This is a genomic window from Butyrivibrio sp. INlla16 (assembly GCF_900104155.1).
Lineage (GTDB): Bacteria > Bacillota > Clostridia > Lachnospirales > Lachnospiraceae > Butyrivibrio.
Genome location: NZ_FMYB01000002.1, coordinates 154,733 through 181,296 on the forward strand (window position 1 = coordinate 154,733; position 26,564 = coordinate 181,296).

General features: G+C 43.8%; 26 protein-coding genes, 1 riboswitch and 1 other annotated feature. Of the genes, 22 read left to right on the forward strand and 4 right to left on the reverse strand.

All coding sequences use genetic code 11. The features are described from left to right. Positions 1–10: 10 nt before the first annotated feature. Genes fabZ through BLR42_RS01675 form a run of 3 tightly spaced genes read left to right on the forward strand, consistent with a single transcriptional unit; the run spans position 11 to position 2,030 of the window. On the forward strand, positions 11–466 hold the full coding sequence (gene fabZ / locus BLR42_RS01665; protein WP_091866088.1) for a 3-hydroxyacyl-ACP dehydratase FabZ: 456 nt from the start codon (positions 11–13) through the stop codon (positions 464–466). Positions 467–502: 36 nt separating this feature from the next. Continuing rightward, the gene (locus tag BLR42_RS01670; RefSeq protein WP_091866090.1) at positions 503–967 is read left to right on the forward strand and encodes a MarR family winged helix-turn-helix transcriptional regulator; all 465 of its coding nucleotides are present in this window, start codon (positions 503–505) and stop codon (positions 965–967) included. A gap of 1 nt (position 968) precedes the next feature. Continuing rightward, on the forward strand, positions 969–2,030 hold the full coding sequence (locus BLR42_RS01675) for an NAD(P)H-dependent flavin oxidoreductase (protein WP_091866092.1): 1,062 nt from the start codon (positions 969–971) through the stop codon (positions 2,028–2,030). Positions 2,031–2,110: 80 nt separating this feature from the next. On the opposite strand, the gene BLR42_RS01680 is transcribed toward BLR42_RS01675, so the two are convergent. Next, positions 2,111–3,214, reverse strand: a complete 1,104-nt coding sequence (locus BLR42_RS01680) for a methyl-accepting chemotaxis protein (protein WP_207648503.1) — start codon at positions 3,212–3,214, stop codon at positions 2,111–2,113. Further along, the gene (locus tag BLR42_RS22575) at positions 3,171–3,740 is read right to left on the reverse strand and encodes a hypothetical protein (protein WP_170832601.1); all 570 of its coding nucleotides are present in this window, start codon (positions 3,738–3,740) and stop codon (positions 3,171–3,173) included. The genes BLR42_RS01680 and BLR42_RS22575 overlap by 44 nt, the downstream gene beginning before the upstream one ends. A 178-nt stretch (positions 3,741–3,918) precedes the next feature. On the opposite strand from BLR42_RS22575, the gene BLR42_RS01685 reads away from it, so the two are divergent. From BLR42_RS01685 to BLR42_RS01705, 5 genes are all read left to right on the forward strand, one after another. Continuing rightward, positions 3,919–5,481 carry a sensor histidine kinase gene (locus BLR42_RS01685; RefSeq protein ID WP_091866096.1) on the forward strand — a complete coding sequence of 521 codons (1,563 nt, stop codon included), beginning with the start codon at positions 3,919–3,921 and terminating at the stop codon, positions 5,479–5,481. A gap of 25 nt (positions 5,482–5,506) precedes the next feature. Beyond that, complete coding sequence (locus tag BLR42_RS01690; RefSeq protein WP_091866098.1) at positions 5,507–7,087, forward strand: response regulator transcription factor; 1,581 nt, start codon at positions 5,507–5,509, stop codon at positions 7,085–7,087. A 91-nt stretch (positions 7,088–7,178) separates the two neighbouring features. After that, positions 7,179–8,933, forward strand: coding sequence for a type 2 periplasmic-binding domain-containing protein (locus BLR42_RS01695; RefSeq protein ID WP_091866100.1), 1,755 nt, complete (start codon positions 7,179–7,181; stop codon positions 8,931–8,933). A 142-nt stretch (positions 8,934–9,075) separates the two neighbouring features. Next, positions 9,076–10,014: an ABC transporter permease gene (locus BLR42_RS01700; protein WP_091866102.1), complete on the forward strand. Its 939-nt coding sequence runs from the start codon at positions 9,076–9,078 to the stop codon at positions 10,012–10,014. 15 nt (positions 10,015–10,029) lie between these two features. After that, entirely contained in the window at positions 10,030–10,929 is a 900-nt protein-coding gene (locus BLR42_RS01705; RefSeq protein ID WP_022762462.1) for a carbohydrate ABC transporter permease, read from the forward strand. 598 nt (positions 10,930–11,527) lie between these two features. Here BLR42_RS01705 and BLR42_RS01710 read toward each other — a convergent pair. Both BLR42_RS01710 and BLR42_RS01715 read right to left on the reverse strand, forming a co-directional pair. Beyond that, a complete protein-coding gene (locus BLR42_RS01710) occupies positions 11,528–12,013 on the reverse strand; it encodes a hypothetical protein (protein ID WP_091866104.1) in 486 nt (161 codons plus the stop codon). Between the two features lie 99 nt (positions 12,014–12,112). After that, a complete protein-coding gene (locus BLR42_RS01715) occupies positions 12,113–12,469 on the reverse strand; it encodes a BlaI/MecI/CopY family transcriptional regulator (RefSeq protein WP_026511612.1) in 357 nt (118 codons plus the stop codon). A 347-nt stretch (positions 12,470–12,816) separates the two neighbouring features. Between BLR42_RS01715 and BLR42_RS01720 the strand changes: the two genes are divergently transcribed. The 14 genes from BLR42_RS01720 (at position 12,817) to BLR42_RS01785 (ending at position 26,560) form a co-directional block, all read left to right on the forward strand. Then, positions 12,817–13,806, forward strand: coding sequence for a nucleotidyltransferase family protein (locus tag BLR42_RS01720; RefSeq protein ID WP_091866106.1), 990 nt, complete (start codon positions 12,817–12,819; stop codon positions 13,804–13,806). 47 nt (positions 13,807–13,853) lie between these two features. Further along, positions 13,854–13,958: riboswitch (TPP riboswitch) on the forward strand. Between the two features lie 127 nt (positions 13,959–14,085). After that, entirely contained in the window at positions 14,086–14,646 is a 561-nt protein-coding gene (gene thiW, locus BLR42_RS01725; protein ID WP_091866107.1) for an energy coupling factor transporter S component ThiW, read from the forward strand. Continuing rightward, positions 14,647–15,501 carry a hydroxyethylthiazole kinase gene (locus tag BLR42_RS01730; RefSeq protein ID WP_091866109.1) on the forward strand — a complete coding sequence of 285 codons (855 nt, stop codon included), beginning with the start codon at positions 14,647–14,649 and terminating at the stop codon, positions 15,499–15,501. Between the two features lie 63 nt (positions 15,502–15,564). Beyond that, positions 15,565–16,209: a thiamine phosphate synthase gene (thiE, locus tag BLR42_RS01735; protein ID WP_091866111.1), complete on the forward strand. Its 645-nt coding sequence runs from the start codon at positions 15,565–15,567 to the stop codon at positions 16,207–16,209. Then, on the forward strand, positions 16,206–17,105 hold the full coding sequence (gene thiD / locus BLR42_RS01740; protein ID WP_091866113.1) for a bifunctional hydroxymethylpyrimidine kinase/phosphomethylpyrimidine kinase: 900 nt from the start codon (positions 16,206–16,208) through the stop codon (positions 17,103–17,105). The genes thiE and thiD overlap by 4 nt, the downstream gene beginning before the upstream one ends. Positions 17,106–17,569: 464 nt before the next feature. After that, entirely contained in the window at positions 17,570–18,874 is a 1,305-nt protein-coding gene (gene thiC, locus BLR42_RS01745; RefSeq protein WP_091866115.1) for a phosphomethylpyrimidine synthase ThiC, read from the forward strand. A gap of 122 nt (positions 18,875–18,996) precedes the next feature. Continuing rightward, positions 18,997–19,314, forward strand: coding sequence for a hypothetical protein (locus BLR42_RS01750; protein WP_022762173.1), 318 nt, complete (start codon positions 18,997–18,999; stop codon positions 19,312–19,314). A 66-nt stretch (positions 19,315–19,380) separates the two neighbouring features. Beyond that, positions 19,381–20,499 carry a metal ABC transporter substrate-binding protein gene (locus BLR42_RS01755; protein ID WP_091866117.1) on the forward strand — a complete coding sequence of 373 codons (1,119 nt, stop codon included), beginning with the start codon at positions 19,381–19,383 and terminating at the stop codon, positions 20,497–20,499. 29 nt (positions 20,500–20,528) lie between these two features. Continuing rightward, positions 20,529–21,248 carry a metal ABC transporter ATP-binding protein gene (locus BLR42_RS01760; RefSeq protein ID WP_091866119.1) on the forward strand — a complete coding sequence of 240 codons (720 nt, stop codon included), beginning with the start codon at positions 20,529–20,531 and terminating at the stop codon, positions 21,246–21,248. Between the two features lies 1 nt (position 21,249). After that, on the forward strand, positions 21,250–22,089 hold the full coding sequence (locus BLR42_RS01765; RefSeq protein ID WP_091866121.1) for a metal ABC transporter permease: 840 nt from the start codon (positions 21,250–21,252) through the stop codon (positions 22,087–22,089). Beyond that, entirely contained in the window at positions 22,086–22,685 is a 600-nt protein-coding gene (locus BLR42_RS01770; RefSeq protein WP_091866123.1) for a hypothetical protein, read from the forward strand. Before BLR42_RS01765 ends, BLR42_RS01770 begins: the two co-directional genes overlap by 4 nt. A gap of 59 nt (positions 22,686–22,744) precedes the next feature. Continuing rightward, positions 22,745–22,999, forward strand: a binding site (T-box leader). 97 nt (positions 23,000–23,096) lie between these two features. Then, entirely contained in the window at positions 23,097–24,839 is a 1,743-nt protein-coding gene (locus tag BLR42_RS01775) for a proline--tRNA ligase (protein ID WP_091866125.1), read from the forward strand. 169 nt (positions 24,840–25,008) lie between these two features. Beyond that, positions 25,009–25,635 (forward strand): TetR/AcrR family transcriptional regulator, encoded by a 627-nt coding sequence (locus BLR42_RS01780; RefSeq protein ID WP_091866129.1) that lies wholly within the window; start codon positions 25,009–25,011, stop codon positions 25,633–25,635. 76 nt (positions 25,636–25,711) lie between these two features. Then, the gene (locus BLR42_RS01785) at positions 25,712–26,560 is read left to right on the forward strand and encodes an ABC transporter ATP-binding protein (RefSeq protein WP_091866179.1); all 849 of its coding nucleotides are present in this window, start codon (positions 25,712–25,714) and stop codon (positions 26,558–26,560) included. The last annotated feature ends 4 nt before the right edge of the window (positions 26,561–26,564 follow it).

Below are 26,564 nucleotides of genomic sequence, written 5' to 3' on the forward strand. Positions count from 1 at the left end.
GGGGAGACTCATGGAAAAAATAGAAATACGCGAAGCAAAAAATTCACTAACAGCCGAAGAGATAGCACAGATATTACCGCACCGCTATCCCTTCGCCCTGGTGGACAGAATCATAGATCACGAGCCCGGAGTGTGGGCAATCGGCAGAAAGTGCGTAAGCATGGATGAGCCTTTCTTCCAGGGACATTTCCCTGGAAAGCCCATCATGCCTGGAGTCCTCATAATTGAGGCACTCGCCCAGACAGGAGCCGTAGCAGCTCTGGCGCTTCCGGAGAACAGAGGTAAGCTTGCACTTTTCGGCGGCATAAAAAATGCGCGCTTTAAAAGGCCCGTTACTCCGGGAGATGTGCTTGAACTTCGCTGTGAAATGGTCAGATGCAAAGGCCCTGTGGGTGTAGCGGAGGCCGAGGCACTCGTGGACGGTGTTACAGTAACGAAGGCAGAAATTACCTTCTCGATTGTGTGATATAATTGAGAAAAAATATTCAAAGGATTTCTGCCCATGTTTGATTATGCAATAAGCCATATTTATGACAAGCTCCGTCTTCATTTGTACATGAAGATATATTCACGTTTTGAAAATCGCGAGGCTACACTATCCGCAGTAGAGACCTTCAGTATGGAGGTCATCATGGCGATGGAGGAGCCCACAGTTGCTCAGTTCGCGAAGATGCTCGATATCTCATCTCCGAATGCTGCGCACAGAGTCAAATGCCTTGTAAATAAAGGCTATGTTGAGAAGGTTCAGTCCCCGGAGGACGGAAGAGAATTTCACCTTCGTCCCACTCAGAAGTATTTGAACTTCTGTAAGATCAATGAGGACTATCTCAAGATCATTATGAAAAGATGCGAAAAGCGCTTTTCCAAGGAGGACTTCGCGAAGCTCAACGAGATGCTGGACATCATCAACAACGAACTGATGCCGGAGCTTGACATAGAGGAGTTTAAAAAACAGTGGGGAAATTAAAATGAACATACGTGGTAAAGAGCTCGCCCATGGAATCATTCAGGGCGGAATGGGGGTTGGAGTATCCCTGTCATCACTTGCGGGTAGTGTCGCAAAGGAAGGCTGCATGGGAGTGATAAGCTCTGTGAACATCGGCTTTAATGAGCCTGATTTTATGGAAAATCCATTTGAGGCAAATATTCGTGCACTTAAGGAGCACATCAAAAAAGCTAAGGAGATATCCAAAGGCAACGGCCTTATAGGTGTAAATATCATGGTTGCGGTGAGCCACTATGAGGAGACCGTGAAGGCAGCCATAGAAGCCGGCGCGGATGCAATCATATCCGGTGCAGGACTTCCACTTAAGCTGGCTGAACTTGTTAAGGGAAGTGATACACTCTTTGCACCTATCGTATCCAGCAAGAGAGCGGCAATGCTCCTTTGCAAAAGTTTTGTTAAAAAGGCCGGAATTCTCCCTGATTTTCTTGTTATAGAAGGCCATCAGGCCGGCGGACATCTTGGTTTTTCCGCTGACGATTTAAAAAGTGACACCTGTCAGCCCAATCTCCAGATATTAAAAGAGGTTAAGGAAGCGATAAAACCCTTTGAGGAGGAGTTTAAAGAGAAGATTTACGTCTTTCTCGGCGGTGGAATTTTTGACAGTAAAGATGTAAAGGAAGCTACTGAAGCAGGCGCCGACGGAGTTCAGATAGGAACCCGCTTCATTGCCACAAAGGAATGTGATGTGGACGAAGTATTCAAGCAGGTGATCGTTGACTCCAAAGAGGAAGATATCCGCATCATCAAAAGCCCTGTGGGAATGCCTGCCAGAGCGATTTACACACCTCTCTTGCAAAAACTTGATGAGGGAAAATCCTTCCTTGCAAAGAAGTGCAACAGCTGCTTAACAGCTTGTCCCAAGGGCGACAACATCCCCTATTGCATCAGCAGAGCACTCATCGCTGCTGCTCACGGAAATAAGGAAGAAGGCCTCTTTTTCTGCGGGGAGAACGCTCCCAGAGTAAAGGACATAGTAACTGTAAAAGAATTGATTGATGAACTGACATGCGTGCAGCCACTGTAAAAAACTACAGTGGCTGCTTTTACGTGCGCTGTCAGCATGTTTTATGGAGAAGATAATAATGAAAATTGTCTGTTCAATAATTATTTAAAGAACTCAAGATCTTCTTTTAGTTCATCTGCAAGCCGCTTAAGTTCTACGGAAGCATCCGCAAGTCTTGCTGTTTCTTTGTTGAGTTCTGCCATGGAGCTTGAGGTTGTTTCTGCGGAGGCGGCATTTTCCTGAGATATCGCGGACAGATTCGTCATAAGATCAACGACTGTCTCTCCGGAGGTCTCACAGGATTTGGCCTGATCAAGTACATCCACAACAGATTCCTTGGTGAAATCGATGCCGATACTTACGTCTTCGAATATGTTGCTGGTTTCATCAATACTGGTTTTCTGTTCGTCAATAAGCTCTGTCACTTCATTGATAGTAGCGACGGTCTTATTAGACTCCTCGGAAAGGTTATGAATTATATCTTCTATTATCTTAGTAGACTGATTGGTCTGATCAGCCAGATTTGAGATTTCGCTTGCAACTACCGCAAAGCCGCGTCCCGCATCACCTGCTCTTGCTGCTTCTATGCTGGCATTTAAAGACAAAAGGTTAATCTGGTCAGCAACAGATGCAATAAGGGATACAGCTTCCTGAATTTTTCCAACGGACTCATCGGTCTTGTGAACCTGTGAAACAATCCTTGTAAAGGCATCGGTGGTTGAATCACTGGAACGTGTCAGATTAGTCATGTTGCTATTGGCTTCTTTTCCGCTGGTACTCATGCTCTCAGATTTATCGGAGAGATTGGATACACTGTCAAGAATCTGCTGGATATTGCTTCTGATATCAACAACCTTCTGAGATGAAGTCTCGATATCCTTTGCCTGTTCTCCTGCGCCCTTTGAGATTTCACTTATTGTCTCACTGATTTCACCTGCAACCTGTTTGGTCTTTGAAGCACTTTCCTCCAGGTTGAGCCCTGTATCGGCGAGGATATCACTTACTTCCTTGACTTTATCGATTGTACCCTCAAGTGTATCCAGGAAGTTATTGAGACTTGAGGCAAAATCGGCAAATTCGTCTTTTCCTGAGTCATTTGCTCTTGAGGAGATTTTTCCGGAGGCAATCTCTTCAATAGCGGACTGGAAAGATTTAACACTCTTATTTATTCCAAGGCTGATGCGGCCAAGTATGATCAGCAGCACAACCACACTTATTATCAAAACGACGAGAATAATGACCGTCACACTGGATCTGAAGGTCCTGGCTGGAATTTGTATATTCCTGATATTTTCCCGTTGAAGATTCATAGCCGCGGGAGGAATGGATTTTCTTTAATTCGTTATAGTTAGATTTACTCTTATCTACATTGCTGATAATGGCTGAGATGGATTCCTGGTACCCGGGACCTGCTATAGTTTGCAGTTTTCCGCTTTTTTGACCCATTTCATCAAGATTGGTGAGAGTGGCATCCAGGTAATTTTCATCAACATAATATTGGTAAAGCGCATCATTAGCCAGATTCTGCGCCTGAAGTACGTTTACTTCATCCACAAGAGATACAATTTCACTATTCTGAGCGTTCTTATTTATTGATGTAGCACCGACAACACCGATTATAAGAGCTGCCGCTATTCCAAGGACACCCATGAAAAGTATCTTACCTTTTACCGATTGAAAGAAATTTCCGTTACTGCCCGTTTTTTTGTTTGTGTTTCGAACCTTGCTCATAGTAATATACCCCCGTATAATATTGAGAAGTGAGTGCATATAATAAAGAATTGATAATTAATAGTATGCTATTAATATAAAAATTAACAATGTATGGAAGGCTAAAAGTTTTCTAAAGAATTTGTTAAGTGAAGTACTGTAAAAAATAAGTCAAAAATCAATATCTGCAGGGAATACAATGAAAAACAGAGTTCTATTTTTATACATAATCGTGGCTATAATACCGCTGCTGATCATGGATGTGGCGGCTCTCGGAGCCATCGTGAGATCTGAAAAGAGAGAAATAATTCATGAGATGGAAAATGCCGCAAGCGCAATCCAGTACACGCTGGCGAATGAGCTGGATAGCGCGGATAAGTTGACTCAGAGTGTTTATACAAATAAATACATCTATGATTTCATCGACCGCCATTACCAGTCGGGACTTGAATACTATGAAGCGTATTACTCATTTTTCGAGGATACTCTTATCGACATGGTGGATGGGGCAAACAATATATCCTACACATTCTATGTGGACAATGATAGCATTATTAACGGAGCGCAGTTCCAGAGACTGGAGACAGCCGAGGGGCAAAGCTGGTATGAATATATAATGGCGAGCGGCAGAAAGCTCGGGCTAATGTTTGATTATGGCGGCGCGATCACCGGCGTCAGGGAGGATGAGAGAAGAGTATATTTCTATGAGATACTGGATATGTACGATCACAGATCCGGGAACCTACTCCTTGTAAATATTGATTACAGCTATTTGAGTAAGCTCCTGCAGAATACGAATTATGATCTGGACGTCTATGTCTGTGATGATGAAAAAATCCTCATGTCCAATAAGAGCGAGATAAATGCGGGAAAGCCTTATGAGAGTATTAAAACCCTTGAAAATATCGGCTATGTCAAGGAGTTCCAGGCGTTTAACCAGCAGCTCACAATTCGCGTCGCAAGAAAAAACGGTGTTAGCAGCGTGTGGATAAGCAGATGGGGAATGCAGCTTTTATTTCTTGTTATCATCAATATACTGCTTCCGATTTTCGTGATTTCGAGGATCAGCCGATTTGTATATTCCTACAGGCTCAGAGAGCAGGAGATGATTGTGACGAGGCAGCATGCGGAGCTACATGCGCTGCACAGCCAGATCAATCCGCACTTTCTTTTCAATGCTCTTGAGAGTATTCGCATGCACAGCATTATTAAGCAGGAGACCGAAACAGCGGAGATGGTTGAAAAACTGGCCAAGCTTCAGCGTCAGTACACCGAGTGGAACGAAGACAACATTTCGATAGAAAAGGAATTGTCCTTTGCGGAGAACTACCTTGGGCTTCAGAAGTACAGATTTGGGGACAGGCTTTCGTACTCAATTGAGGCGGATGATGACTGCAGAGCTTATCTGATACCGAAGCTTACGCTGGTTACTTTTGTTGAAAATGCCTGTGTTCACGGCATTGAAAACAAGAATAAAAACGGATGGATTTTTGTCCGCATATTCAAAAAGGATGAGAAGCTCATTATCGAAATAGAGGATACCGGAAGCGGAATGTCCGCTGAGGAGACGGAGACTCTTCTTCATAAGATGAGAGATGCCGATATGGAGCTTTTGAAGGAGCCGGGAAGAGTCGGCATTGTCAATGCGTGCCTTAGGCTTAAGATGATGACCGATAACACTGTGGAATTCGAGCTTGAGTCCGAGGAGAGTGTTGGCACAATCGTTTCAATTGCGATTCCGATAGATAAGCTTATAAGCTGACAAATAACGAGAGGATTTACGTTTTATGCTTAATTTGTTACTGGTGGATGACGAGCCGTTTATATTACAGGGACTTAAGGTCCTTCTGAATTACGAGGACGAGGGATATGAAGTCTATACCGCTTCGAACGGGCAGGATGCGCTTGATCTCATAAAGACGACAAATATTGATCTGATTATTTCCGATATCAAGATGCCTGTCATGGATGGCTTAGAGCTCCTTGCAAATGTCAGGGAGCGCTACCCCGACATATATTTTGTGATACTTAGCGGCTACGCCGAATTTTCCTATGCGCAGAAGGCACTTCACTACGACTGCGCGGAGTACATACTTAAACCGGTTGAGAAGGATGCCATATTGAAGGTCCTTAGGAAGGTCGCTGCGAGCAAGGCTGACAAGGTTTTTGCGCAAAGACGAAGTATGGAGAGAGAGAAGGCCTTTTTTGACCAGAATCTTAAGGCTGCGCTCATGGGCAGGTACAGCAATGATAATATCGGATATCTGAAAAAGCATCTGCCGGAAAATGAGGATATGTGCTATGTCGGAATTGAACTTTCTCCTACGCTTGAACAGGAGGAGGTATCTGACGAGGAAAAAGCTGCTTTCCTGGATAAGCTTCTTTTGGTTACTCAGGAGGATATGAAGGCAAATTCAGAGCTTGTAATTAAAGATGCTTTTGGCGAAGAGAAGATATATGATATAGGTTTTTTGTTCCATGAAGCGCTTGCAAAGGATCATAATCTTTCACCTGAAAGCTATTTACGAGAGATGCTCGGACGAATCGAGAGAGTATGCGATTTTCCCATAACAATGCTTGTCGGCAAGATGGTGCGCGGAATTGAAGCTATATCAAAATCATACACAACGGTGCGCATGCTCCATTCGTTGCAGGGCTTTCGCGAGAGCAGAGATATATACTTCTATGAGGAGGAATATCAGATCCGCGATAGCGGAATAACTCTTTGCAAAAAGCAGCTCGATAATCTTATAGCAGCGATTGAACTTAATGAGAAAATTCAGATAAGACAGCGGGTAGACGAGTTCCACGAAGAAATGTTAAAGACCGGAATAACCGGAAAAACCATGAATCTCAATATCAACTATCTTCTTTTCCAGCTCATTCATATAGCCAGTGAGCAGGACAGCGATGTTAACCAGGAGGAGATTCTGAGACTTATATCGGAGAGCAGTTTCGAGGAAGGTATAAGCCGCGGAAGTAAGAGTCATCTGTACAGAATGTCCTGTGAATACGGTGATTATCTGGCACAGCTACGCAAAAACGTATCCAAGGGTGTTTTGGCGGATATTGAAAATGAGGTGAGGGAGAACTACGCAAGTAACCTCACATTAAAAGAGCTCAGTGAAAAATACTATGTAAACAGTGCGTATCTGGGGCAGCTTTTCAGAAAAAGATATAAATGTTCCTTCAAGGATTACCTCAATCAGAAGAGGATAGATGAGGCATCGCTCCTTCTTCGAAAGACTGATTTAAAGATTTATCAGGTGGCTGAAAAGGTCGGATACCGCGATGTAGACTACTTTGTGAACAAATTCATCGAGGCTAAGGGATGTACCCCGGCAAAGTATAGAAAACAGGAACAATAATTTTTCGGGGTTTTATTAATAATTTATCCCATGAACTTAATAGTGCATTTCCGTAAAATGTTAATCATCAAGAAAAGGAGGATTTCTATTTATGAAAAAGAAAGTGGTTAGCATTTTGATGGCAACATGCATGCTCGGTGCTACACTTGCTGGTTGCGGCTCTAATGGCGGCAATGATGCAGGTACAACAACTGATGCAGGCACAGCTACAGAGTCTGGTTCAGAAGCTGGTAGCGAAGATGCAGGCAGTGCAGACGCAGGCAGCGAAGATGCAGGCAGTGCAACATCTGACGGTGAGGTTACTGACTTCACAATGTTCATCACAATGCCGGGTTCAGAGATCAACGACGACAATGAAATTGCACAGATGATCGCTGACAAGTATGGTGTAAAGGTTAAGGAAACATGGCTTACAGGCCAGACAGCTTCCGAGGCTACAGGTACACTTATTGCAGGTGGTGAGTATCCTGATTTCATCGATTCCGATGAAATGAATCTTTTGATCGATGCAGATGCCCTTATTCCCCTTGATGATTACATCGACCAGTATCCTGAATTCAAGGAGAAGTGGTTCACAGAGGAAGAGTGGGAGAAGTTCCGTCAGCCCGATGGACACATCTATTGGATCAATCCTTTTGGAAACACAAAGGGCGAAACAAAGACAACAACTCATAATGACGAAGCATTCTGGATTCAGGTAAGAGTTCTTGAGTGGGCAGGATACCCGAAGATCGAGACACTTGATCAGTACTTCCAGCTCCTTGAGGATTACATTGCAGCTAATCCTACAATGGAAGATGGTACAGAGAACATTGCTTACACAATCCTTTGCGAAGACTGGAGATACTTCTGCCTTGAGAACGCAGGTCAGTTCCTTGCAGGATATCCCAATGACGGTTCTGTAATCGTTGACAAGACAGACATGACAATCAAGGATTACAACACATCTGAGGATACTATCGCATACTTCAAGAAGCTCAACGAAGAGTACAAGAAGGGCATGGTAGATCCTGAGTCCTTCACTCAGACATATGATGAGTATATTGCTAAGCTTTCAACTGGTCGTGTTCTTGGTATGGTTGACCAGTGGTGGGATTTCGCTAACAACGTTAACGATTCTTACAAGCAGACAGGCCTTGATGCTAAGGGCTGCAACTATGTTCCGCTTGGACTTACAACAAAGCCCGGCATGGAGAACAGATGGCATACATATGATGACACAGTTAACCAGGCTTCAGGTATCGCTATTACAACAGATTGTAAGGATCCTGATAAGGCCTTCAAGTTCCTTGTAGATTGTGCAATGGATCAGGAGCTTCATGATCTCAGATTCTGGGGTGTTAAGGGCGTTGACTATGAAGTAGATGACGACGGATTATACTACCGCACAGATGAGCAGAGAAAGAACTGGGCAGACACATCTTACCAGGCTTCACACAGATGTCAGTATTCATACTTCCCTCAGTGGCATGGTACATCTGATGATGGAAAGAATGCTAACAAGCCTGAAGAGCAGCCATCCGAATTCATGTATGATATGGCTGAGCCTCTTAAGGCATGCTTCGATGCTTATGGCGCAACAACATATCCTCAGCTGATCGGTTCTGTACAGGAGACAAACGGACCTTGGTTCCCGATGTACTCATACTCTAACAACTTCACAACTGAGACACCCGGCGGTGTAGCTTGGGCTAAGATGGGTGAAGTTAAGCATGAGTGGCTTCCTAAGGTAGTTATGGCTGACGATTTCGAGCAGGGATGGTCAGATTACATGGATGCTTACAATGCATGCAAGCCTGAGGACTTCCTTGGCGAGATGCAGGAGATTCTTGATACATTCAAGTAATAAAAAGCTAGATATTTTTACTAAGAGAATATTATGAAAAAAGAGGAAAAGGCGGTAAACGCGATTCATATAATGTTTACTGCCTTTTTCTTAAGGGAAAAAGAGATTAAGTTCTTGCAGAAAACCTAATGAGGAGTGTCTTATGGCTCAAAATAATAGTATGAAAAAGGACAAGAAGATCACAATTAAAGAATTGAAACGTCAGAAATTTCTTCTTGGTGTGTCATTCTTTGTTGTGTTGTACGGTATTATATTCTACTACCTGCCTTTGGCAGGCTGGATTATGGCTTTTGAGAATTACAAGCCTAAAAAAGGATTTTTTGGATCTACCTTCGTCGGACTTGCGAAGTTTAAGTTCCTATTTGAAGATGAAGTATTTATTAAGGTTATAAGAAATACCTTTGCAATGGGTGTGATCAACCTTGTAACAACAACGATAATGGCAGTGCTTTTTGCAATTGTCTTAAATGAAGTAAGAAGAGGATGGATAAAGAAACCTATTCAGACAATATCCTACCTTCCGCACTTCTTATCATGGATTGTTGTTACCAGTATTCTCCATGTATCTTTGTCATCAACCGGTATTATTAATGACCTGCTGATGAGATTTGGATTTATTAAACAGGCAATCAACTTTTTTGCGCACCCCGGTTATTTCTGGCCGATAGTTGCATTTGCAAACTGTTGGAAGGAGACGGGATGGAACGCAATAATCTATCTTGCAGCCATCACAGCTATAGATCCTGCTTTATATGAAGCAGCATCCATCGATGGAGCAGACAGATTACAAAAGATCAGATATATTACTTTCCCAGGTATAAAGCCCACATTCATGATTCTTCTTCTTATGAATGTCGGTAACGTACTTAATGCAGGTTTCGAAGTACAGTACCTGCTTGGTAACGGACTTGTACAGTCTGTATCACAGACTATCGATATCTATGTACTGAAATGGGGTATTTCGCAGAACGATTACTCTCTTGGTACTGCTGCTGGTTTGTTTAAGAGTGCTGTAAGTATTGCAATCATCGTTATTGCCAACGCTATTGCTAAGAAATACAGCGAGCAGAGATTATTCTAAGGGAGGAGCAAAGCGATGAACGAAAAAGAGTATAAAGTAAGAAGACCGGTGAGTGACGTCATATTTGAGATATTTGTCGTAGTGTTCCTTTTCCTTTTTGTAGTAATAACACTTTACCCTGTACTCAATACGGTTGCACTTTCATTTAATGATGGTATTGATGCTGTAAGAGGCGGTATCTACTTGTGGCCTCGTAAGTTTACAATGAAAAACTATAATACAGTATTTGCCATGCAGAACATTTGGACAGGTGCCAGAGTAACAGTATTAAGAACCGTAATTGCAACACTCACTTCACTTTTTGCAAATGCACTTCTTGCATTTGTAGTAAGTAGAAAGAGATTTTTATTTAAGTCCCAGCTTTCACTTTTCTGGGTTATCACAATGTATGTAAACGGTGGTATGATTCCTACATTCCTCCTTTACAAGAATCTTGGACTTACAGGAACATTCCATGTATACTGGGTTCCCGGCATGATCAGTGCTTTCAATATGCTGGTTATGAGAACTTACATGGAAGGAATTCCGGAAAGTTTGGAAGAATCCGCACAGCTTGATGGTGCAGGATACTGGACAATCTTCAAGGATATCATTTCTCCTTTAAGTAAGCCCGTTTACGCAACAGTTGCTCTGTTCATTGCGGTATGGCAGTGGAACTCATGGTTCGATGCAATGCTGTACAACCGTATGAAGACAGAATACACCACACTTCAGTATGAGTTGATGAAGTTGCTGTCATCAGTAATGCAGCAGAGTGGTAGTGCAGATAGTGCTAAGAATGGTGCAAACACCATCACACCTATCACAATACGTGCAGCAGTTACAGTTGCAACAATGCTTCCTATCGTACTTCTTTATCCTTTCTTACAGAGGTACTTCGTTACCGGTCTTACAATCGGTGGCGTAAAGGAGTGATACTAAGACCATTACACCTTATGGTGTAAATAGATAATACTTTCCTTATATGCGAACTCCGCATCGGTTATGGCCGATGCGGAGTTTTTGTTTGGGAAACGAATCAACCAGATGACTCTAAAATTCGACAATACCTACCGCAAACAAGAAACCCAAAGCGCGCAATTTAATTTTTGTCAAGTACGAATTATGAACAATTCAGTGCATAATTCGTAGGCACAGGAGGGGATACATCATTTAGAATAATAAATTGAAGCACTGTCTATTTCTTGGACTTTTGCAAGGAAGTGCAAAAGTCAAATAGAGGGGAATAATATCATGCCAAAACGCAAAGGGAATTTAAACACTATTTATATTTCCGAACGCCTTCAGGAATGCCTGAGGCAGGTTGCTTTTTGCCCATTGACTACAGTGGTGGCGCCGATGGGATACGGGAAGACTACTGCCGTAAACTGGTTTCTTTCTGAAAAATCGCATGATGAAAAAATTGATACCATTCGTATCAGTGTGTATTCCGATAATGTAACCATTTTCTGGAAAAGTGTTCAGGATGCGTTCAGCTTCGCCGGATACAATTTCTTACAGGAGTATCCTTATCCTACAGACCCCGCCAGCGGAAGTCTGTTAGCTGATGCTGTCTGCCATGAATTGCAGGGAGAGAAAGAATTTCACTTCTTACAGACAAAACCTCCAGCGCTCTACTATTTGCGCTGGTGGCTATGATCTGTTCATTTGGCAGATAGTCATACTCTGCATCAGAAGGCACTATCATATTATCGCCACCTATAGACGCAGCTCCCACTTCAGAAGCCGGAGTGTAGTCATGATAAGTAACCTCAGGCACTTCTTCATCTTTGTTATCTCCAAGCAAAAGAGATTCTACTGCCCCATTCACATCCGGGAAAATCCCAAACTGTGATTCAACCTGAAAAGGCATGATGAGCTTTAATGCTACAATAGCCCAAAGCACACCCATAAACCACTTAGGTGCCTTCTTTAAAGGAAACCTCAAAAGAATAACTGCTATCATGAGAAATGAGGCTGTTATGCTCATCTCAAGAATTTTAATAAAAACTGTCCCCATACATTTCCCTCCAATTTTCAAGTAATCCAGGTACTGTGAAAGCACCTATTTCTGTAATTCATTTATTTTCCTGCACCATATCCCAACAAAAGCAAGCATTTAATCCTTCGCCTTATCAATGATTTCCCTAATCTCATCAAGCTCCTTTTTTGAGAGCTTCTGACGAGAAGTGAAAGCTGCAAGAAAAGCAGGTAAGGATCCCCCAAATGTTTCCTCTACAAACTCCTCGCTCTTTCTCGTATAAAATTCTTCCTGTGAGATTTTGGATGAGACAACTCCATCCTCATTTTGAAATAAACCCTTCTCGCAGAGTTTCTTAAGAACTGTGTAGGTGGTAGATTTCTTCCACCCGAATTCATCGGTGCAAAGCTTTACAAGCTCTCCCGAACCAACAGGCTCCTTCTCCCATATAAGCCTGGCAAACTGCATCTGAACTTCCCCTAATTCAACTGCCATATTTACCTCCTTGGTCTATTCTGTGTAGACTTCATATTCTGAGTTTACTCTGAATAGACCAAGTTGTCAACCTTTATTCTCTATGGTACCTTGAAACATGGCAGTTACATATTATCAAGGTAATGAAAGTGACGGATATTACCTTGAAATCTAGAGAAAGTCAGGAATCAAGGTAATCACACGCTAAAATTGCTTTATTTTATCGGGGGATAATACAGAACTGATTTTGTCGGGCTAACACCCAACCTCAAATTATGCTAATATATATGAGTAGAGGCAAAGACGCTTTTCAAAAGATTGGCGGTCTTTGTCTTTTCTTTTTGCCTTAAGAGAAAGGGGGATGAAGGATGGTCACATTAAATGATTATCTGTATTCGGGGGATACGGTTTTAAAGATTTTGCAGAGATATCACAACGATCTTAAAGAGGATGCAATGAAAACCAAGAATGGCGTTGATATAATCCATTGCAATTTTCTTCTTCAGTTGACGGAGCTCCTGGAACACAATGATTTCCTGACTTCGCAGTCTCAGCGACTTCGCGAATTCTACAAATACATGTCCAATGAATATCCGTTTCTTGCTTTCGCATTTAAGGGGAGGATCAAGTCCCTGATAAGGGCAGAGGAGAAGTTCAATGGAAATATCGTTGAGCATGTCTATGATTACTATGGGAAAAATCATGCCTTTCCAAGTGTCACGGAATTGAAGCAGGAAATGGGACCCATAAGAGATCTGATTGCATACCGCATAGTTATTTCCATGCCTGCATGTCACTTGAAGGACGGGGAAGACCGCGATGAGATAGAACTGAAATACCTGTATAAAATTGCAAATGAGCTCCCCGGATTTCTCGAGGAGATGGGCTTTTCGGCTGAGATATACGGGATACCTGGCAAGGACCCTTCTGATATGATCACAGAAACTCTCAGGCCGTACTATAGAGATTACATTAAAAATCCCAGCCCGTACGGATATCGTTCACTTCATATAACCTTTTATGACAACCAATCCAGATCGTATCTTGAGGTGCAGATTCGGACCAAGCAGATGGATGACTATGCGGAGATAGGTCCGGCGCACCATCTGGGATATGAAAAGAGACAGGATGAAGAGCGAAGCCGCAGGGATACTGTGCCTTCAGGAGAATGTACGTATTTTGACGAAGCATATGAGAGAGGGATGCTTTTGCAGGGGCTTGACCTTTCCAAGCTTGATGTTAACATGTTTGGCGCCGTGAACAATCAGCTTGTGAATGACGGATGCGGACTCTATCGCGGAAGATTGATTTTGCCCTATGAGCATCTTTCGAGATTCCAGAATGATATTATTGATTAAAAACTATTGCGCGTAATTGAATTTTGTTGTATAAAAAATAGGAAAAATTAAACAGACGGGAGCTTGTAGTACAGGCTGAGAGGAAGGTGTGACTTTCGACCGAGAACCTGATTTGGATAATGCCAACGTAGGGATGCCTGATATTATGGGAAGAACGTATGCGGAAGCAATCTGAACGGTTGCTTCCTTTTTTGTTGGAAAAATGGGCACCGTTTTCCGGTTTGTGGTTGAATGCCGTGGGGAGTCTCTTTGCAAGCCGTCTGGGATAGGAGATGAGGTATGAAAAAAAGTAACTATTTGTTGAGGCTGGTTATGCTGGCCATGTTTGTGGCGCTCGGAGTTGTGATATCACCGATTCTGAGAGTTGAGGGAATGTGCCCGATGGCGCACCTTATCAACATAACCTGTGCGGTCTTCATGGGACCGGCTTACGCGCTTCTCTGTGCACTTTTAATCGGCATCATCAGGATGGCGATTATGGGAATTCCGCCCCTTGCTCTGACCGGAGCTGTTTTCGGGGCAACACTTTCAGGAGTTTTTTACAAATTATCAAAAGGGAAAATCTTCGCAGCGGTCCTTGGGGAGATCATCGGAACAGGCCTTATCGGCTCTGTTGTATCCTACCCTGTTATGACTTATCTCTGGGGGAAAGAGGGCCTGACCTGGTTTTTTTACGTTCCGAGCTTTATCTGCGGAACCCTTATTGGGGGAAGCATCGCATTTTTGCTGCTTCTAAGACTTAAGGCTACGGGTATGCTTTCAAAGATTCAGAACAGTCTTAAGGATGTTGAGGCAACTGAAAAAAACAGCGAAAGTAATACAAAAAGAAAGGCGTCATAAATGTCTGAGCTAATTCACTGTATAACAAATCCAATATCTATGATGCAATGCGCAAATGCAATTTTAGCACTTGGCGCGAAGCCGATAATGGCTGAGCATCCGTTGGAAGTCATGGAGATCACTGAGAGCGCTTCTGCTCTTGTAATTAATCTGGGTAATATATCGGACACCAGAATGGAGTCGATGGAGATATCTTTTGAAACTGCTCTGAAGAAAAATATACCGGTTGTGATAGATGCGGTGGGCGTAGCCTGCTCCAAGCTTCGCAGGGATTTCGTGATGAGGCTTCTAAAGATGAGGTCGAAGAAAACGGAATTGTCTTTGAGGGAAAAGGGGATCCTTTTACTTAAGGGAAACTACTCCGAGATTAAGGCGATTTTTGATGAGTCCTACAGGGGAGTTGGCGTCGATGCCGACGAAAGTCTGGGAGCTTCAGAGATAGCTGATATTGTAAGAGTGCTGGCTTTGAATCTGGGAGTGATCGTGCTCGCCAGCGGTGAGAAGGATATCGTATCAGATGTAAGTCGTACATTTTTTATAAGTAATGGGAATCCGATAATGGGGGTGATTACGGGAACGGGATGCATGCTAGGGGCTATATGCGGCGTGTTTCTGGCAAGGGATGCGAGCATAGAAGCTGTCCTCCGCGCAGCCGGATTTTTCGGGATTGCTGGAGAAATTGCATATGAGAGAGCGGAAGCAGTTACGGAGAGGCTTACAAATGGCAAAGCATCTGAAAGCATGGTTGGAAGCGGAAGTTTTCTTGTTGAACTTTTAAATGCAATTTCAATGATCGATGAAGAAACTGTAAAAAGTTTGCTTAGATGCGCTGAAGAAAAACATTCATCTAACTGAATTCGTTTTTCATAAAACATAGAAAGGATTAGTCCGGTCATAGGATTGGATAGTACAAGACAGATGGGAAGAATAGACAGAGAACAGCTAAAGCTCTACCTGGTGACCGACAGCACCGGAATGGATGAGGAGACGTTTCTTCGAAAGACGGAGGCAGCCATACGGGGCGGCGCCACGATTGTCCAGATCAGGGAAAAGGAAAAGAGCACCCGTGAATACATGGAGCTTGCGGGTAAGGTTCATGAGATTACGGCAAGGTACAAGGTGCCGCTGATTGTGGACGACAGGATAGATGTGGCGATGGCGATAGGAGCAGAGGGTGTACACCTAGGGCAGAGCGACATTCCGGTCAGCGTCGCAAGAAGAATTGTGGGAGGCAAGATGATAATCGGTGCCACGACTAAGACTGTGCAGCAGGCGAAGGAAGCTTATGAAAGCGGTGCCGATTACCTTGGAGTAGGAGCAATTTATCCTACCACAACCAAAGTGAAAACAGTTCTGACCTCGGTTGATACGCTTCGAAGTATCTGCGAAGCTGTGCCAATACCCGCAAATGCCATAGGCGGCCTCAATAAGGATAATATTCAGATTCTAAAAGGTGTCCCGATAGCAGGAATATGCGTCGTGTCTGCAATCATGAAGGCAGAAGATCCTGAAAAGGCAGCAGAAGAATTGGGCTCAGCTTTTGAAGAACTGGGGGACTTATGAAAAAGAAGACGGTTTTAACAATTGCCGGAAGTGATTCGTCCGGGGGAGCCGGAATCCAGGCGGACATCAAGACTATTGAAGCGCACGGCGTTTTCGCAATGAGTGTGATAACCGCACTCACAGCGCAAAACACTATGGGCATCACCGAAGTTCTGCCGGTTCCGAAGGACTTCATCTATAAGCAACTGGAGGCGGCCCTTGAGGATATCAGGCCTGACGCGGTAAAGATAGGTATGCTTCCGAATAAAGAAGCAATGGAGGCGGTGGTGCTTGCTATTGATAAATACGACCTTAAAAATGTGGTTATTGATCCGGTGCTTAGCTCAACCTCCGGAACTGAGCTTTCAAGAAAAGATGCTACCGAATACATGATGAAAGAACTATTTTCACGAAGCATTCTGGTTACACCCAATATACCGGAGGCAGAGATACTGTGCGGGATAGAGATTTCTTCCGAGCAGGATATGGAAGTTGCCGCAAAGACTCTTGGAGATGCTTGCGGGTGTAACGTGTTATTAAAAGGCGGACACAGTACTTTTGAAGAGCACGGAGTGACAGCAGATCTGCTGTATATGGCAAATGTGGAAAATACTGATGCGGAAGCTTATAAAGTCAAGGGTGAAGATGCCGGTAGAGCTACTGATGAAAATGTTTACATAGACGATGATATCAGATGGATTTCCGGCACAAGAATAGACAACCCCAACACTCATGGAACAGGCTGCACTCTATCAAGTGCAATTGCCGCTAATCTTGCTAAAGGGCATGACCTTGAAAGTGCGGTACGATCGGCTAAAGAGTATATCAAAAAGTGCATATCCGCTGATCTCGACCTTGGTCACGGCCGCGGTCCCCTCTGGCATTATTGCGGGGAAGATTGTGGTTTTTGGTCGTAGTTAGGATTGTAGTAAGGCATTGTAGCTTGGATTGTGGTTAGGGATTGTAGTTAAAATCGTGGTTAGGGTGCAGGAACAACAAATCAAGATGATATGTAGGAATTTGTTGCAGCTAAAAAAGAGAGGGACAACAAATATAAAATGATTATGGGGATTTGTTGCACAAGAAAAATGAAAAGACAACAAATGAGGAAATTACACCAGTACTTGTTGTTTTGGATAAATCTCAATGCAACAAATGTAGATGAAAACTAAGGTTTTGTTGTTGCTGAAAAATAAAAATACAACAAATACATAAGAACAAAAGAAATTTGTTGTAGTGACCTAAAACTACTCAAACCGGAAAGACAAAAGACGAAATACCAAAAGATGTAAACACAATAAATACAGATGAATAGTGTAGATTTATTGTTCGTCGCTTTATTATTCATCAATACAAACATAATTTGAAGGAGAAGACATAAGTGAGAAATTACACAACACAGATGGAAGCAGCAAGAAAAGGGATCATCACTCCCGAGATGGAGAAGGTTGCAAAGGACGAGTACAGAACGCCCGAAGAAATCAGAGAACTTGTGGCAAAAGGGCAGGTTGCGATCTGCGCTAACAAAAATCACAAGTGCCTTGATGCAAAGGGGGTGGGCTCGATGCTGAAGACCAAGATCAACGTGAATCTCGGAGTTTCAAGGGATTGTAAGGACTACGATATTGAGATGGAAAAAGTGATGGCGGCGGTCAACATGGGAGCGGATGCCATTATGGATTTGTCTTCACATGGGAATACCCAGCCCTTCAGGAAGAAGCTTGTGGAAGAGTGTCCTGTCATGCTGGGAACTGTGCCTGTTTACGACAGCGTCATCCACTATCAGAGGGATCTTTCTGAACTCACTGCGAAGGACTTCATCGATGTAGTAAGACTTCATGCCGAAGATGGCGTTGATTTTGTGACACTCCACTGCGGAATTACAAGGAAGACTATCGACCAGATCAAGAAGCACAAGAGAAAAATGAACATAGTATCAAGAGGCGGCTCGCTTGTGTTTGCCTGGATGAGCATGACCGGAGAGGAGAATCCCTTTTATGAATACTACGACGAAATCCTTGATATCTGCAGAGAGTATGATGTGACAATATCCCTCGGTGATGCCTGCAGACCGGGATGCCTTGCGGATGCCAGTGATGTATGCCAGATTGAGGAACTGGTGAGACTTGGAGAACTTACGAAAAGAGCTTGGGAGAAGGATGTGCAAGTTATGGTTGAAGGCCCCGGACACATGCCTATGGACCAGATAGAGGCCAATATGAAAATGCAGCAGACTATCTGTATGGGAGCACCTTTCTATGTTCTTGGCCCCCTTGTCACGGACATCGCACCCGGTTACGATCACATAACTTCAGCTATAGGCGGAGCTATCGCAGGCGCGGCAGGTGCAGCTTTCCTCTGCTACGTTACTCCCGCAGAACACCTTGCACTTCCTAATGTAGATGATGTTAAGCAGGGAATTATTGCTTCAAGAATAGCTGCTCACGCAGCGGATATAGCTAAGAAAATACCGCATGCCATGGATATTGATAACAAGATGGCCGATGCACGAAAAGAGTTCGATTGGGATGGCCAGTGGGAGTGCGCAATTGACCCTGAAACTGCAAAATCCATACGTGAGGATAGGGCTCCCGAATTTGATGATACCTGTTCTATGTGCGGGAAATTCTGCGCAGTTAGAAGCATGAATAAGGCACTTGCAGGAGAACATATAGATATTCTGTAAGTAATCTACACAACAAAAAGCAATCATAATTCCGTGATACAGTTTGACATAAGAAAGAAACGGAAATATAATCAGTTTGATTTAAGCAATGGCTAACAAGAAATTTGGAATCGATTATAAAAATGCTGCAAAATAAGAATCAGAAAAACCGTATACGGAATCTGATAGTCGCATACTTTGCGTTTGCGATGCTTTTTGTTGTGCTTTTTTCAGCGGTGTTTGTATCCGTTGAGACTTTCCATAACTGTGACGGAGACAGCTGCCCTGTCTGTGCGCTGCTGCAGCAGTGTGAAAATAATCTGAATCAGCTCGGAGATGGCAGCGCTAATCTTTACGCAGCTTTTTTGGCTGTAATCCTTTTTGTAGCTATTCTTGAATTAAAAGACAATGTCCTGGTGTATTCAACACCTGTAAGTTCCATGGTTCGAATGAACGATTAAATAGTCTGTCCCACTATAATTCTGTAATTTTTCAACATAATAAAAGTGAATAGAGAGGACATTACTATGAAAAAATTTTCGATTGCGGCGGCTGCAATGGCAGCGGTGCTTTGTTTTTGTGCGTGCGGAAAGAGTACTGACGAGAGTGTGATTACTTCCGCGACAGATAATGTTGCTGAATCTCCGGAGAGTGAAAATGTGGAGATAACTGACGAAGAAACTGCTACAAGCAGCGAAGTAGATGAAGACGATGGTGCTGCCAAAAATGACGGGATGAAAATCGTCTGCACTATTTTTCCGGAGTACGACTGGGTAAAAGAGGTTCTCGGAGAAAAGGCTGAGGATGCGGATATCACCATGCTCCTCGATAACGGCGTAGACCTTCACAGCTATCAGCCAACAGCTGAGGATATCATGAAAATCTCGGAGTGCGATCTGTTCGTATATGTCGGCGGCGAGTCCGACGAGTGGGTGGATGATGCCCTTGCTGAGCGAACAAATGATGATATGGTGGTTATAAATCTGATGGACGCTCTCGGAGATACGGTCAAGGAAGAAGAGGTTGTAGAAGGCATGCAGGCTGAGGAAGAGGAAAGCGAGGATGCAGATGAGAACGCTGCCGATTCTACAGAAACCGAGGAAGAGGTTGAATACGACGAACATGTCTGGCTTTCTCTGAAAAATGCGCAGGTTATCACTGAGAAGATCGCCGATGCTCTTGCAACCATCGATCCTGAGAATGCAGATACCTACAAGGCTAACGCAGATGAATATATGGGAAAACTTGATTCTCTTGATTCTGCCTACGAAAGCGCGGTATCCGGAGCATCCATAAAGACGGTTCTGTTCGGAGACAGATTTCCCTTCAGATATATGACTGATGACTACGGTCTCGACTACTATGCAGCCTTTGTCGGATGCTCTGCGGAGACTGAGGCGAGCTTTGAGACTATAGCTTTCTTATCGGGAAAAGTGGATGAGCTCGGACTTAAGAGCGTGCTTACGATTGAGGGACAAAATCACAAGATTGCGGAAACAATAATAAGCAATACAAAAGATAAAAACCAGCAGATTTTGACAATGGATTCCATGCAGAGCACAACCTCTGAGGATGTTGAGGGCGGCGTGTCCTACCTCGAAATCATGGAGCAGAATCTTGAAGTATTAAAGGAAGCGCTCGAGTAACGAAGCACATTCAGAAAGTGAGAATTATTATGAAGTTATTATCTGTCAGCAACCTGACTCTTGGTTATGACCACGCAGTAGTGGCAAGGAATTTGCATTTTGAGGTTAATGAGGGTGACTATCTTTGTATTGTCGGGGAAAACGGCTCCGGAAAAACGACTCTCATGAAAACACTCCTTGGCATTTGCGACAAGGTCTCCGGTGATGTAATTTTTGGAAACGGAATAACAAAAAATGAAATAGGATATCTTCCACAGCAGACGATCGTTCAGAGGGACTTTCCTGCGTCAGTAAAGGAAATCGTAATCTCCGGATGCCAGGCTAGGCTTGGGTTTCGACCTTTTTACACAAAGAAAGAAAAAGAGCTTGCGGCTAAGAATATGGAAAAGCTGGGGATTACAGAGCTTGCTGACAGATGCTACAGAGAACTCTCCGGCGGACAACAGCAGCGAGTCCTTCTGGCCAGAGCTCTCTGTGCTGCAGGGAAAATTCTTCTTCTGGATGAACCTGTGTCGGGACTTGATCCGCAGATTACAGGGGAGATGTACGAGCTTATAAGCAAGCTGAATGTTGACGGAATGACGATAATCATGATATCCCATGATATTCAGGCTGCGATAAGATATGCAAGCCATATTCTGTATATGTCGGATGATATCTTCTTTGGAACCGCAGGGGAATTCATGGCGAGCGAAAAAGGTAAACTTTTTATCGAATATGAAAAACTTAACACAAGGAGGGCAGTGTGACATGGAAAAGCTTTTGTTTTATATGCAATATCCCTTTGTAAGATACGCACTGATTGTCGGTGTTCTGATAGCCCTGTGTTCATCGCTTCTCGGAGTGACGTTGGTTCTGAAAAGATATTCCTATATCGGAGACGGTCTTTCACATGTGGCTTTTGGCGGAATTGCGGTAGCAAGCGTAGTGAATCTCACAAACAGAATGACGCTGGTCCTTCCAATAACAATAATTAGCGCGATTTTACTGCTAAGGACAGGCCATAATGCGAAGGTAAAGGGAGACGCTGCAATCGCCATGATATCGGTTGGGGCTTTGGCTTTCGGATATCTCATCATGAACGTGTTCGGGACGAGCTCCAATCTGACCGGGGATGTCTGCACAACACTTTTCGGGTCAACTTCAATACTCACCCTTACCATGACTGATGTATGGCTGTGTGTGATTATGTCGGTGTTTGTTGTGGCTGCGTATGTGCTTCTGTATAACAGAATTTTCGCAGTGACTTTTGATGAAAACTTCGCCAGGGCTGTCGGAACCAAAGTGGATTTTTACAACCTTCTTATCGCGGTGGTTACTGCAATTATCATTGTTCTTGCGATGAACCTTGTGGGTTCGCTTTTGATATCGGCACTTATTATTTTTCCGGCACTATCGGCGATGAGACTGTTTACCAGTTTTAAAAATGTGACTGTTTTTTCTGCAGTATTTTCCGTAGTGTGTGCTCTTGTGGGAATCATTGTTTCCATACTTGCCGGTACACCTGTAGGCTCAACCATTGTTGCTATCGACGCGGTTGGCTTTGCAATCTGCTGTGGCGGATCGCTAGCAGGGAGGAAGCTTGCATGAATAAAAATGTGAAAAGAAACCTGTTGTTAGTCTGCTGTATGCTTGTGCTTGCGACAGCGTGCGGAAGTAAAAACGAAGCAGTTGAAATAACGGAAGATTTAACTTCAGACGTATACGATACATCAACAGAGACAACTACCGTAGATGAAGTCGACACACCCATAGAAAGTACTTCTCCAGACGAGGTCGACACATCAACAGAAGCCACTGCTACAACCGCATCAGACGCATCAACACAAACCACTGGCACAGATTCAACCGACACCTCAGAGGTTGATCTCACAGCGATGTCATCCACCATGATCTACGCGGAGGTATATCAGATGATGATGACTCCGGGCATGTATGTCGGAAGAAAGGTGAAGATGCAAGGCCTTTATGACATCTACCACGACGATACCACCGGGAAGGACTATCATTCTTGCATAATAACGGATGCGACCGCCTGCTGCGCCCAGGGAATTGAGTTTGAGCTTGCAGATGGGAACTACCCGGGGACAGATATTTCGGAAGTGACAGTGGAGGGAATTTTCAATACCTATGAGGAGAACGGTGCGATGTACTGCACACTCACAGACGCAAAACTCCTAAATTAAACCAGGCTTCGCTGAGAGAAAAGGGCTTGTAATTTTTCTGATATGGATTAAAATAACAGTTAAATGCTAAGAACAGAAATAGTAGGTATCTTGAGACCTTCAGAGAGGAGCCGGTTGGTGAGAGGCTTCGGTTTTCGGATATTGAACCCGTCTGGGAGCAGCAGAAGGGAAAACTGATTTTATTCCAAAGATCAGAAACTTCTGACGGAGGTCACCGTGATCATAGACATGCAAGTGTCAGCTTGCAATGAGGTGCAGGTTTTCAGGCCTGAATTTAGGTGGTAACGCGGATAAAAACATTATTCGTCCTAAGTGTACAAATAAAGTATGCTTAGGACTTTTCTTTTGCGTGCGAAGCATTTTCGAGTCCGTGTCTGCTTCACATGCAAAGTGAAGAAAGGAGTTGTTATTATGAAACTTAGCAAATTAGTAGGAGTGAGATTCAAGGAAAAGCCCGCCTTCTGTGTGATTGACAGCCACACCTACAGCCTTCGCGGCGGTTATGTGAAGCGTGTATCAAACGGTATTTTTTCACTTTACACTCCCATGAAGAAAGTTACTCAGAACATCGAGAAGATCCTGAGAGAGGAAATGGACGGTGTGGATTGTCAGGAAGTTATGTTTCCTGTGGTTCTTCCGGGAGCTCTTTGGGAGGAATCAGGACGCTATGAGAGCGTTGGTGAAGAACTTTTGAGATTCAAGGATCGTAATGATACTCCCATGGTACTTGGTATGACTCATGAGGAGGCGGCTGTTCATCTTGCAAGAGAGTACGGAAGCACTTATGCAAATTATCCCTTCGCTTTTTATCAGATACAGACTAAGTATCGCGACGAGGCCCGTCCCAGAGCCGGACTTATAAGAGTACGTGAGTTTACAATGAAGGATGCTTATTCTTTCCATACTTCTCAGGAAGATCTTGAGAAATACTATGACAGAATGGCAAATGCTTATGACAGAATTTTCGAGAGAGCAGGAATTCCTGATGTTATCTCGGTTAAGTCTGATTCAGGTATGATCGGAGGAAGTGTATCTCACGAGTACATGCTGCTTACGGATGCAGGTGAGGATTCCATTGCACTGTGTGATGACTGCGGTTACAGCGCAAACATGGAAGCTGCGGAAACAACTGTGGATAATTCCGGATGCACGCCTGCTGGTGAGCTGAAGAAGGTTTACACTCCTGACTGCAAGACCATCGAAGATGTATGCACTTTCTTAAAGAGCAAGGTTGAGGAGTCCTGTAAAGCCGTTGTTTATCAGATAAATGCAACCGATGAGTATGTAGTTGTTTTCATTCGCGGAGACTACGAGGTCAATGAGACGAAGCTTGTAAACTACCTCCATGAGGAGGTTCACCCCGCTGAGATCACTGAGGAATCAGGACTTGTTGCCGGCTTCTGCGGACCTTACGAGCAGCACGGCAATTGCAGGATTGTTTATGATAAGTCACTTGAAGGCATCGAGAACCTGTGTTGCGGCGGCAACGAGACAAACTATCACTACACAGGCCTTAACATCAAAAGAGACATCGGAGATGTGGAGTACGTTGATGTCAGCAAAATTCGTGATGGTGACATCTGTCCCTGCTGCGGTAAGAAAACCATCAGAATCAGCAGAGGTATTGAGGTCGGTAATATTTTCCAGCTCGGTACCAAATACTCAGACAGCATGAAGATGACCTATACGGATGAGGACGGTAGTTCCAAGACACCCATCATGGGATGCTACGGAATCGGTGTTGGCCGCCTTGCAGCAAGTATCATGGAAGCCCGCCACGATGACAAGGGGCCTATCTGGCCCATCACTGTTGCACCCTGGAAGGTGCATGTTTGCTGCATGAGAAGAGATGACGATGCCTGCAGAGAAGCAGCTGACAAGATCTATGAGGAACTCACAAACATGGGCGTAGAGGTTATCTATGATGACAGAGATGTCCGTGCCGGCGTCATGTTTGCCGATGCAGATCTCCTCGGCGTTCCGGTTCGCGTGATTGTTGGTCCCAAGGCTCTTGCTAACGGCGAGATTGAGCTCTGCACAAGAGATAAGAGCGTACAGCTCTCTGTGAAAAAAGAGGACATTATCACTGAAACCAAGAAGCTCATGGACTCTCTTTATGAAGAGATTAATTCCAAGGTGAAGAGCAGAATATAATAAAATGCCCCTTTTACAGGATGAAAATAGTCCTGTAAAAGGGGTATTTTTATGCCCTGAATTATTTTTGACTAAAAATATAAAATTAGTCAGAAAAGTATTGACATCGATTTATGAGGAGGGTTATTATGACTAAAAATACTAATCTAGTCAAAAAGAGGACGAGTATATGCCAAAAACCTACACAGAAAGTGAAAGAGAGCAGATCATTATCCGTTTAAAGAAAGGAGCCAATGAGATGCTGATGAAAAAAGGTGTCAAGAAGACTACCGTGGATGAGTTGGTAAAGCTTGCCGGAATTCCAAAGGGAACCTTCTACCTTTTTTATCCATGTAAAGAGGTACTGTTTTTCGATGCGGCCCAGGATTTTCATGAAAAGGTTGATGAGTATATCACAAAGGGTTTTCTTGCAATAATCGCAAGTCACAATATTGATCCCGAGGAGGAGGGAGCCTTTTCCGAATGTATCGATGAGATCGCTGAAGTGATCCTCGGAGCAATGGAGATCACAACCACATCCTGTCTCAAGGTGCTGCTTGAGCCTGAGGCGATGAACCAGGTTCTTTCGAAGCTTCCGGAAGATCTGCTTCAAAACCACAGGGATCAGGACACCCGTATGGGAGCAGGTATTATAGCAAAAGTGGCTGCAAGGAAGGGGCTCGACGTCGAGGCAGTTGTTGGATCCTTTTCAATGATTTTATTCGGTTCTATGTACAAGCATGTCATTGGAGAGGAGAACCTCAGAGAGAGCATGCGCATGCTGGTAAAAGGACTGGTTATACAGATTTTGGAATAAAACTCAGGATTCAAATAACTGTACGATTTTTAGGACAGCATAAAAAAGAGGAGATCAGGCTATGACAGACAACAAGGTGATTGATGTTAGAAATGTTTATTTCAGCTACAGTAAAACTCCCTTTCTGAAGGACATTACTTTTTCTGTAGATAAGGGAGAAATCTTCGGATTCCTCGGACCCTCCGGTGCAGGTAAGAGCACCCTGCAGAAGGTGCTTACCGGAATATGCACAAACTATGAGGGGAGCGCCAGCATTCTAGGTACCGAGAGCAAAAATCACGGCAAGGATTTTTATGAGAAAATCGGTGTCGATTTTGAATTCCCGAGCCTTTTTGATAAGCTCTCCGCCAGGGAAAATCTCAAATACTTCGCGTCACTTTACAGCGGAAACAAAAGGAATATAGATGAACTTTTAAAGGAAGTCGGACTTTATGAGCACGCAGATAAGAAGGTTTCCGCCTTTTCCAAGGGCATGAAATCCAGACTGAACTTCATCAAGTCGCTGATCCACGATCCGGACGTGCTGTTTCTGGATGAGCCCACCAGCGGCCTTGATCCCAATAACGCCAAGATTATGAAGGACCTTATCCGGAAAGAGAAGGAGAAGGGTAAGACCATCATTCTCACTACGCACGACATGCAGGATGCGACCGAGCTCTGCGACAGAGTGGTGTTTATTGTGGACGGCCAGATGAAGGCGATGGATACTCCGCATAATTTCATTATGAGTCGCGGTGCAGCCAGAGTGACCTACACCTATATGGAGAACGGACAGGAGCGAATGGTGAGCACGATTCTTTCGGACATCAGTGGCGACGAGACTTTAAAGCAACTTATTGATGAAAACCGGATAACCTCGATTCACAGCGGGGAGCCCACACTCAATGATATTTTTATTGAGATAACCGGCACACATTTGGACTAACGGG

Excerpts from the sequence above, each read along its gene's own strand:
- BLR42_RS01755 (WP_091866117.1), top strand. The coding sequence starts at position 19,381 with ATGAAAAAATTTTCGATTGCGGCGGCTGCAATGGCAGCGGTGCTTTGT.
- fabZ (WP_091866088.1), top strand. The coding sequence starts at position 11 with ATGGAAAAAATAGAAATACGCGAAGCAAAAAATTCACTAACAGCCGAA.
- BLR42_RS01780 (WP_091866129.1), top strand. The coding sequence starts at position 25,009 with ATGCCAAAAACCTACACAGAAAGTGAAAGAGAGCAGATCATTATCCGT.
- BLR42_RS01750 (WP_022762173.1), top strand. The coding sequence starts at position 18,997 with ATGCTGCAAAATAAGAATCAGAAAAACCGTATACGGAATCTGATAGTC.
- BLR42_RS01690 (WP_091866098.1), top strand. The coding sequence starts at position 5,507 with ATGCTTAATTTGTTACTGGTGGATGACGAGCCGTTTATATTACAGGGA.
- BLR42_RS01670 (WP_091866090.1), top strand. The coding sequence starts at position 503 with ATGTTTGATTATGCAATAAGCCATATTTATGACAAGCTCCGTCTTCAT.
- BLR42_RS01720 (WP_091866106.1), top strand. The coding sequence starts at position 12,817 with ATGGTCACATTAAATGATTATCTGTATTCGGGGGATACGGTTTTAAAG.
- BLR42_RS01705 (WP_022762462.1), top strand. The coding sequence starts at position 10,030 with ATGAACGAAAAAGAGTATAAAGTAAGAAGACCGGTGAGTGACGTCATA.
- BLR42_RS01700 (WP_091866102.1), top strand. The coding sequence starts at position 9,076 with ATGGCTCAAAATAATAGTATGAAAAAGGACAAGAAGATCACAATTAAA.
- BLR42_RS01695 (WP_091866100.1), top strand. The coding sequence starts at position 7,179 with ATGAAAAAGAAAGTGGTTAGCATTTTGATGGCAACATGCATGCTCGGT.
- thiE (WP_091866111.1), top strand. The coding sequence starts at position 15,565 with ATGGGAAGAATAGACAGAGAACAGCTAAAGCTCTACCTGGTGACCGAC.
- BLR42_RS22575 (WP_170832601.1), bottom strand. The coding sequence starts at position 3,740 with ATGAGCAAGGTTCGAAACACAAACAAAAAAACGGGCAGTAACGGAAAT.
- BLR42_RS01775 (WP_091866125.1), top strand. The coding sequence starts at position 23,097 with ATGAAACTTAGCAAATTAGTAGGAGTGAGATTCAAGGAAAAGCCCGCC.
- BLR42_RS01730 (WP_091866109.1), top strand. The coding sequence starts at position 14,647 with ATGTCTGAGCTAATTCACTGTATAACAAATCCAATATCTATGATGCAA.
- BLR42_RS01685 (WP_091866096.1), top strand. The coding sequence starts at position 3,919 with ATGAAAAACAGAGTTCTATTTTTATACATAATCGTGGCTATAATACCG.
- BLR42_RS01760 (WP_091866119.1), top strand. The coding sequence starts at position 20,529 with ATGAAGTTATTATCTGTCAGCAACCTGACTCTTGGTTATGACCACGCA.
- thiW (WP_091866107.1), top strand. The coding sequence starts at position 14,086 with ATGAAAAAAAGTAACTATTTGTTGAGGCTGGTTATGCTGGCCATGTTT.
- BLR42_RS01715 (WP_026511612.1), bottom strand. The coding sequence starts at position 12,469 with ATGGCAGTTGAATTAGGGGAAGTTCAGATGCAGTTTGCCAGGCTTATA.
- BLR42_RS01770 (WP_091866123.1), top strand. The coding sequence starts at position 22,086 with ATGAATAAAAATGTGAAAAGAAACCTGTTGTTAGTCTGCTGTATGCTT.
- BLR42_RS01765 (WP_091866121.1), top strand. The coding sequence starts at position 21,250 with ATGGAAAAGCTTTTGTTTTATATGCAATATCCCTTTGTAAGATACGCA.
- BLR42_RS01710 (WP_091866104.1), bottom strand. The coding sequence starts at position 12,013 with ATGGGGACAGTTTTTATTAAAATTCTTGAGATGAGCATAACAGCCTCA.
- thiD (WP_091866113.1), top strand. The coding sequence starts at position 16,206 with ATGAAAAAGAAGACGGTTTTAACAATTGCCGGAAGTGATTCGTCCGGG.
- BLR42_RS01675 (WP_091866092.1), top strand. The coding sequence starts at position 969 with ATGAACATACGTGGTAAAGAGCTCGCCCATGGAATCATTCAGGGCGGA.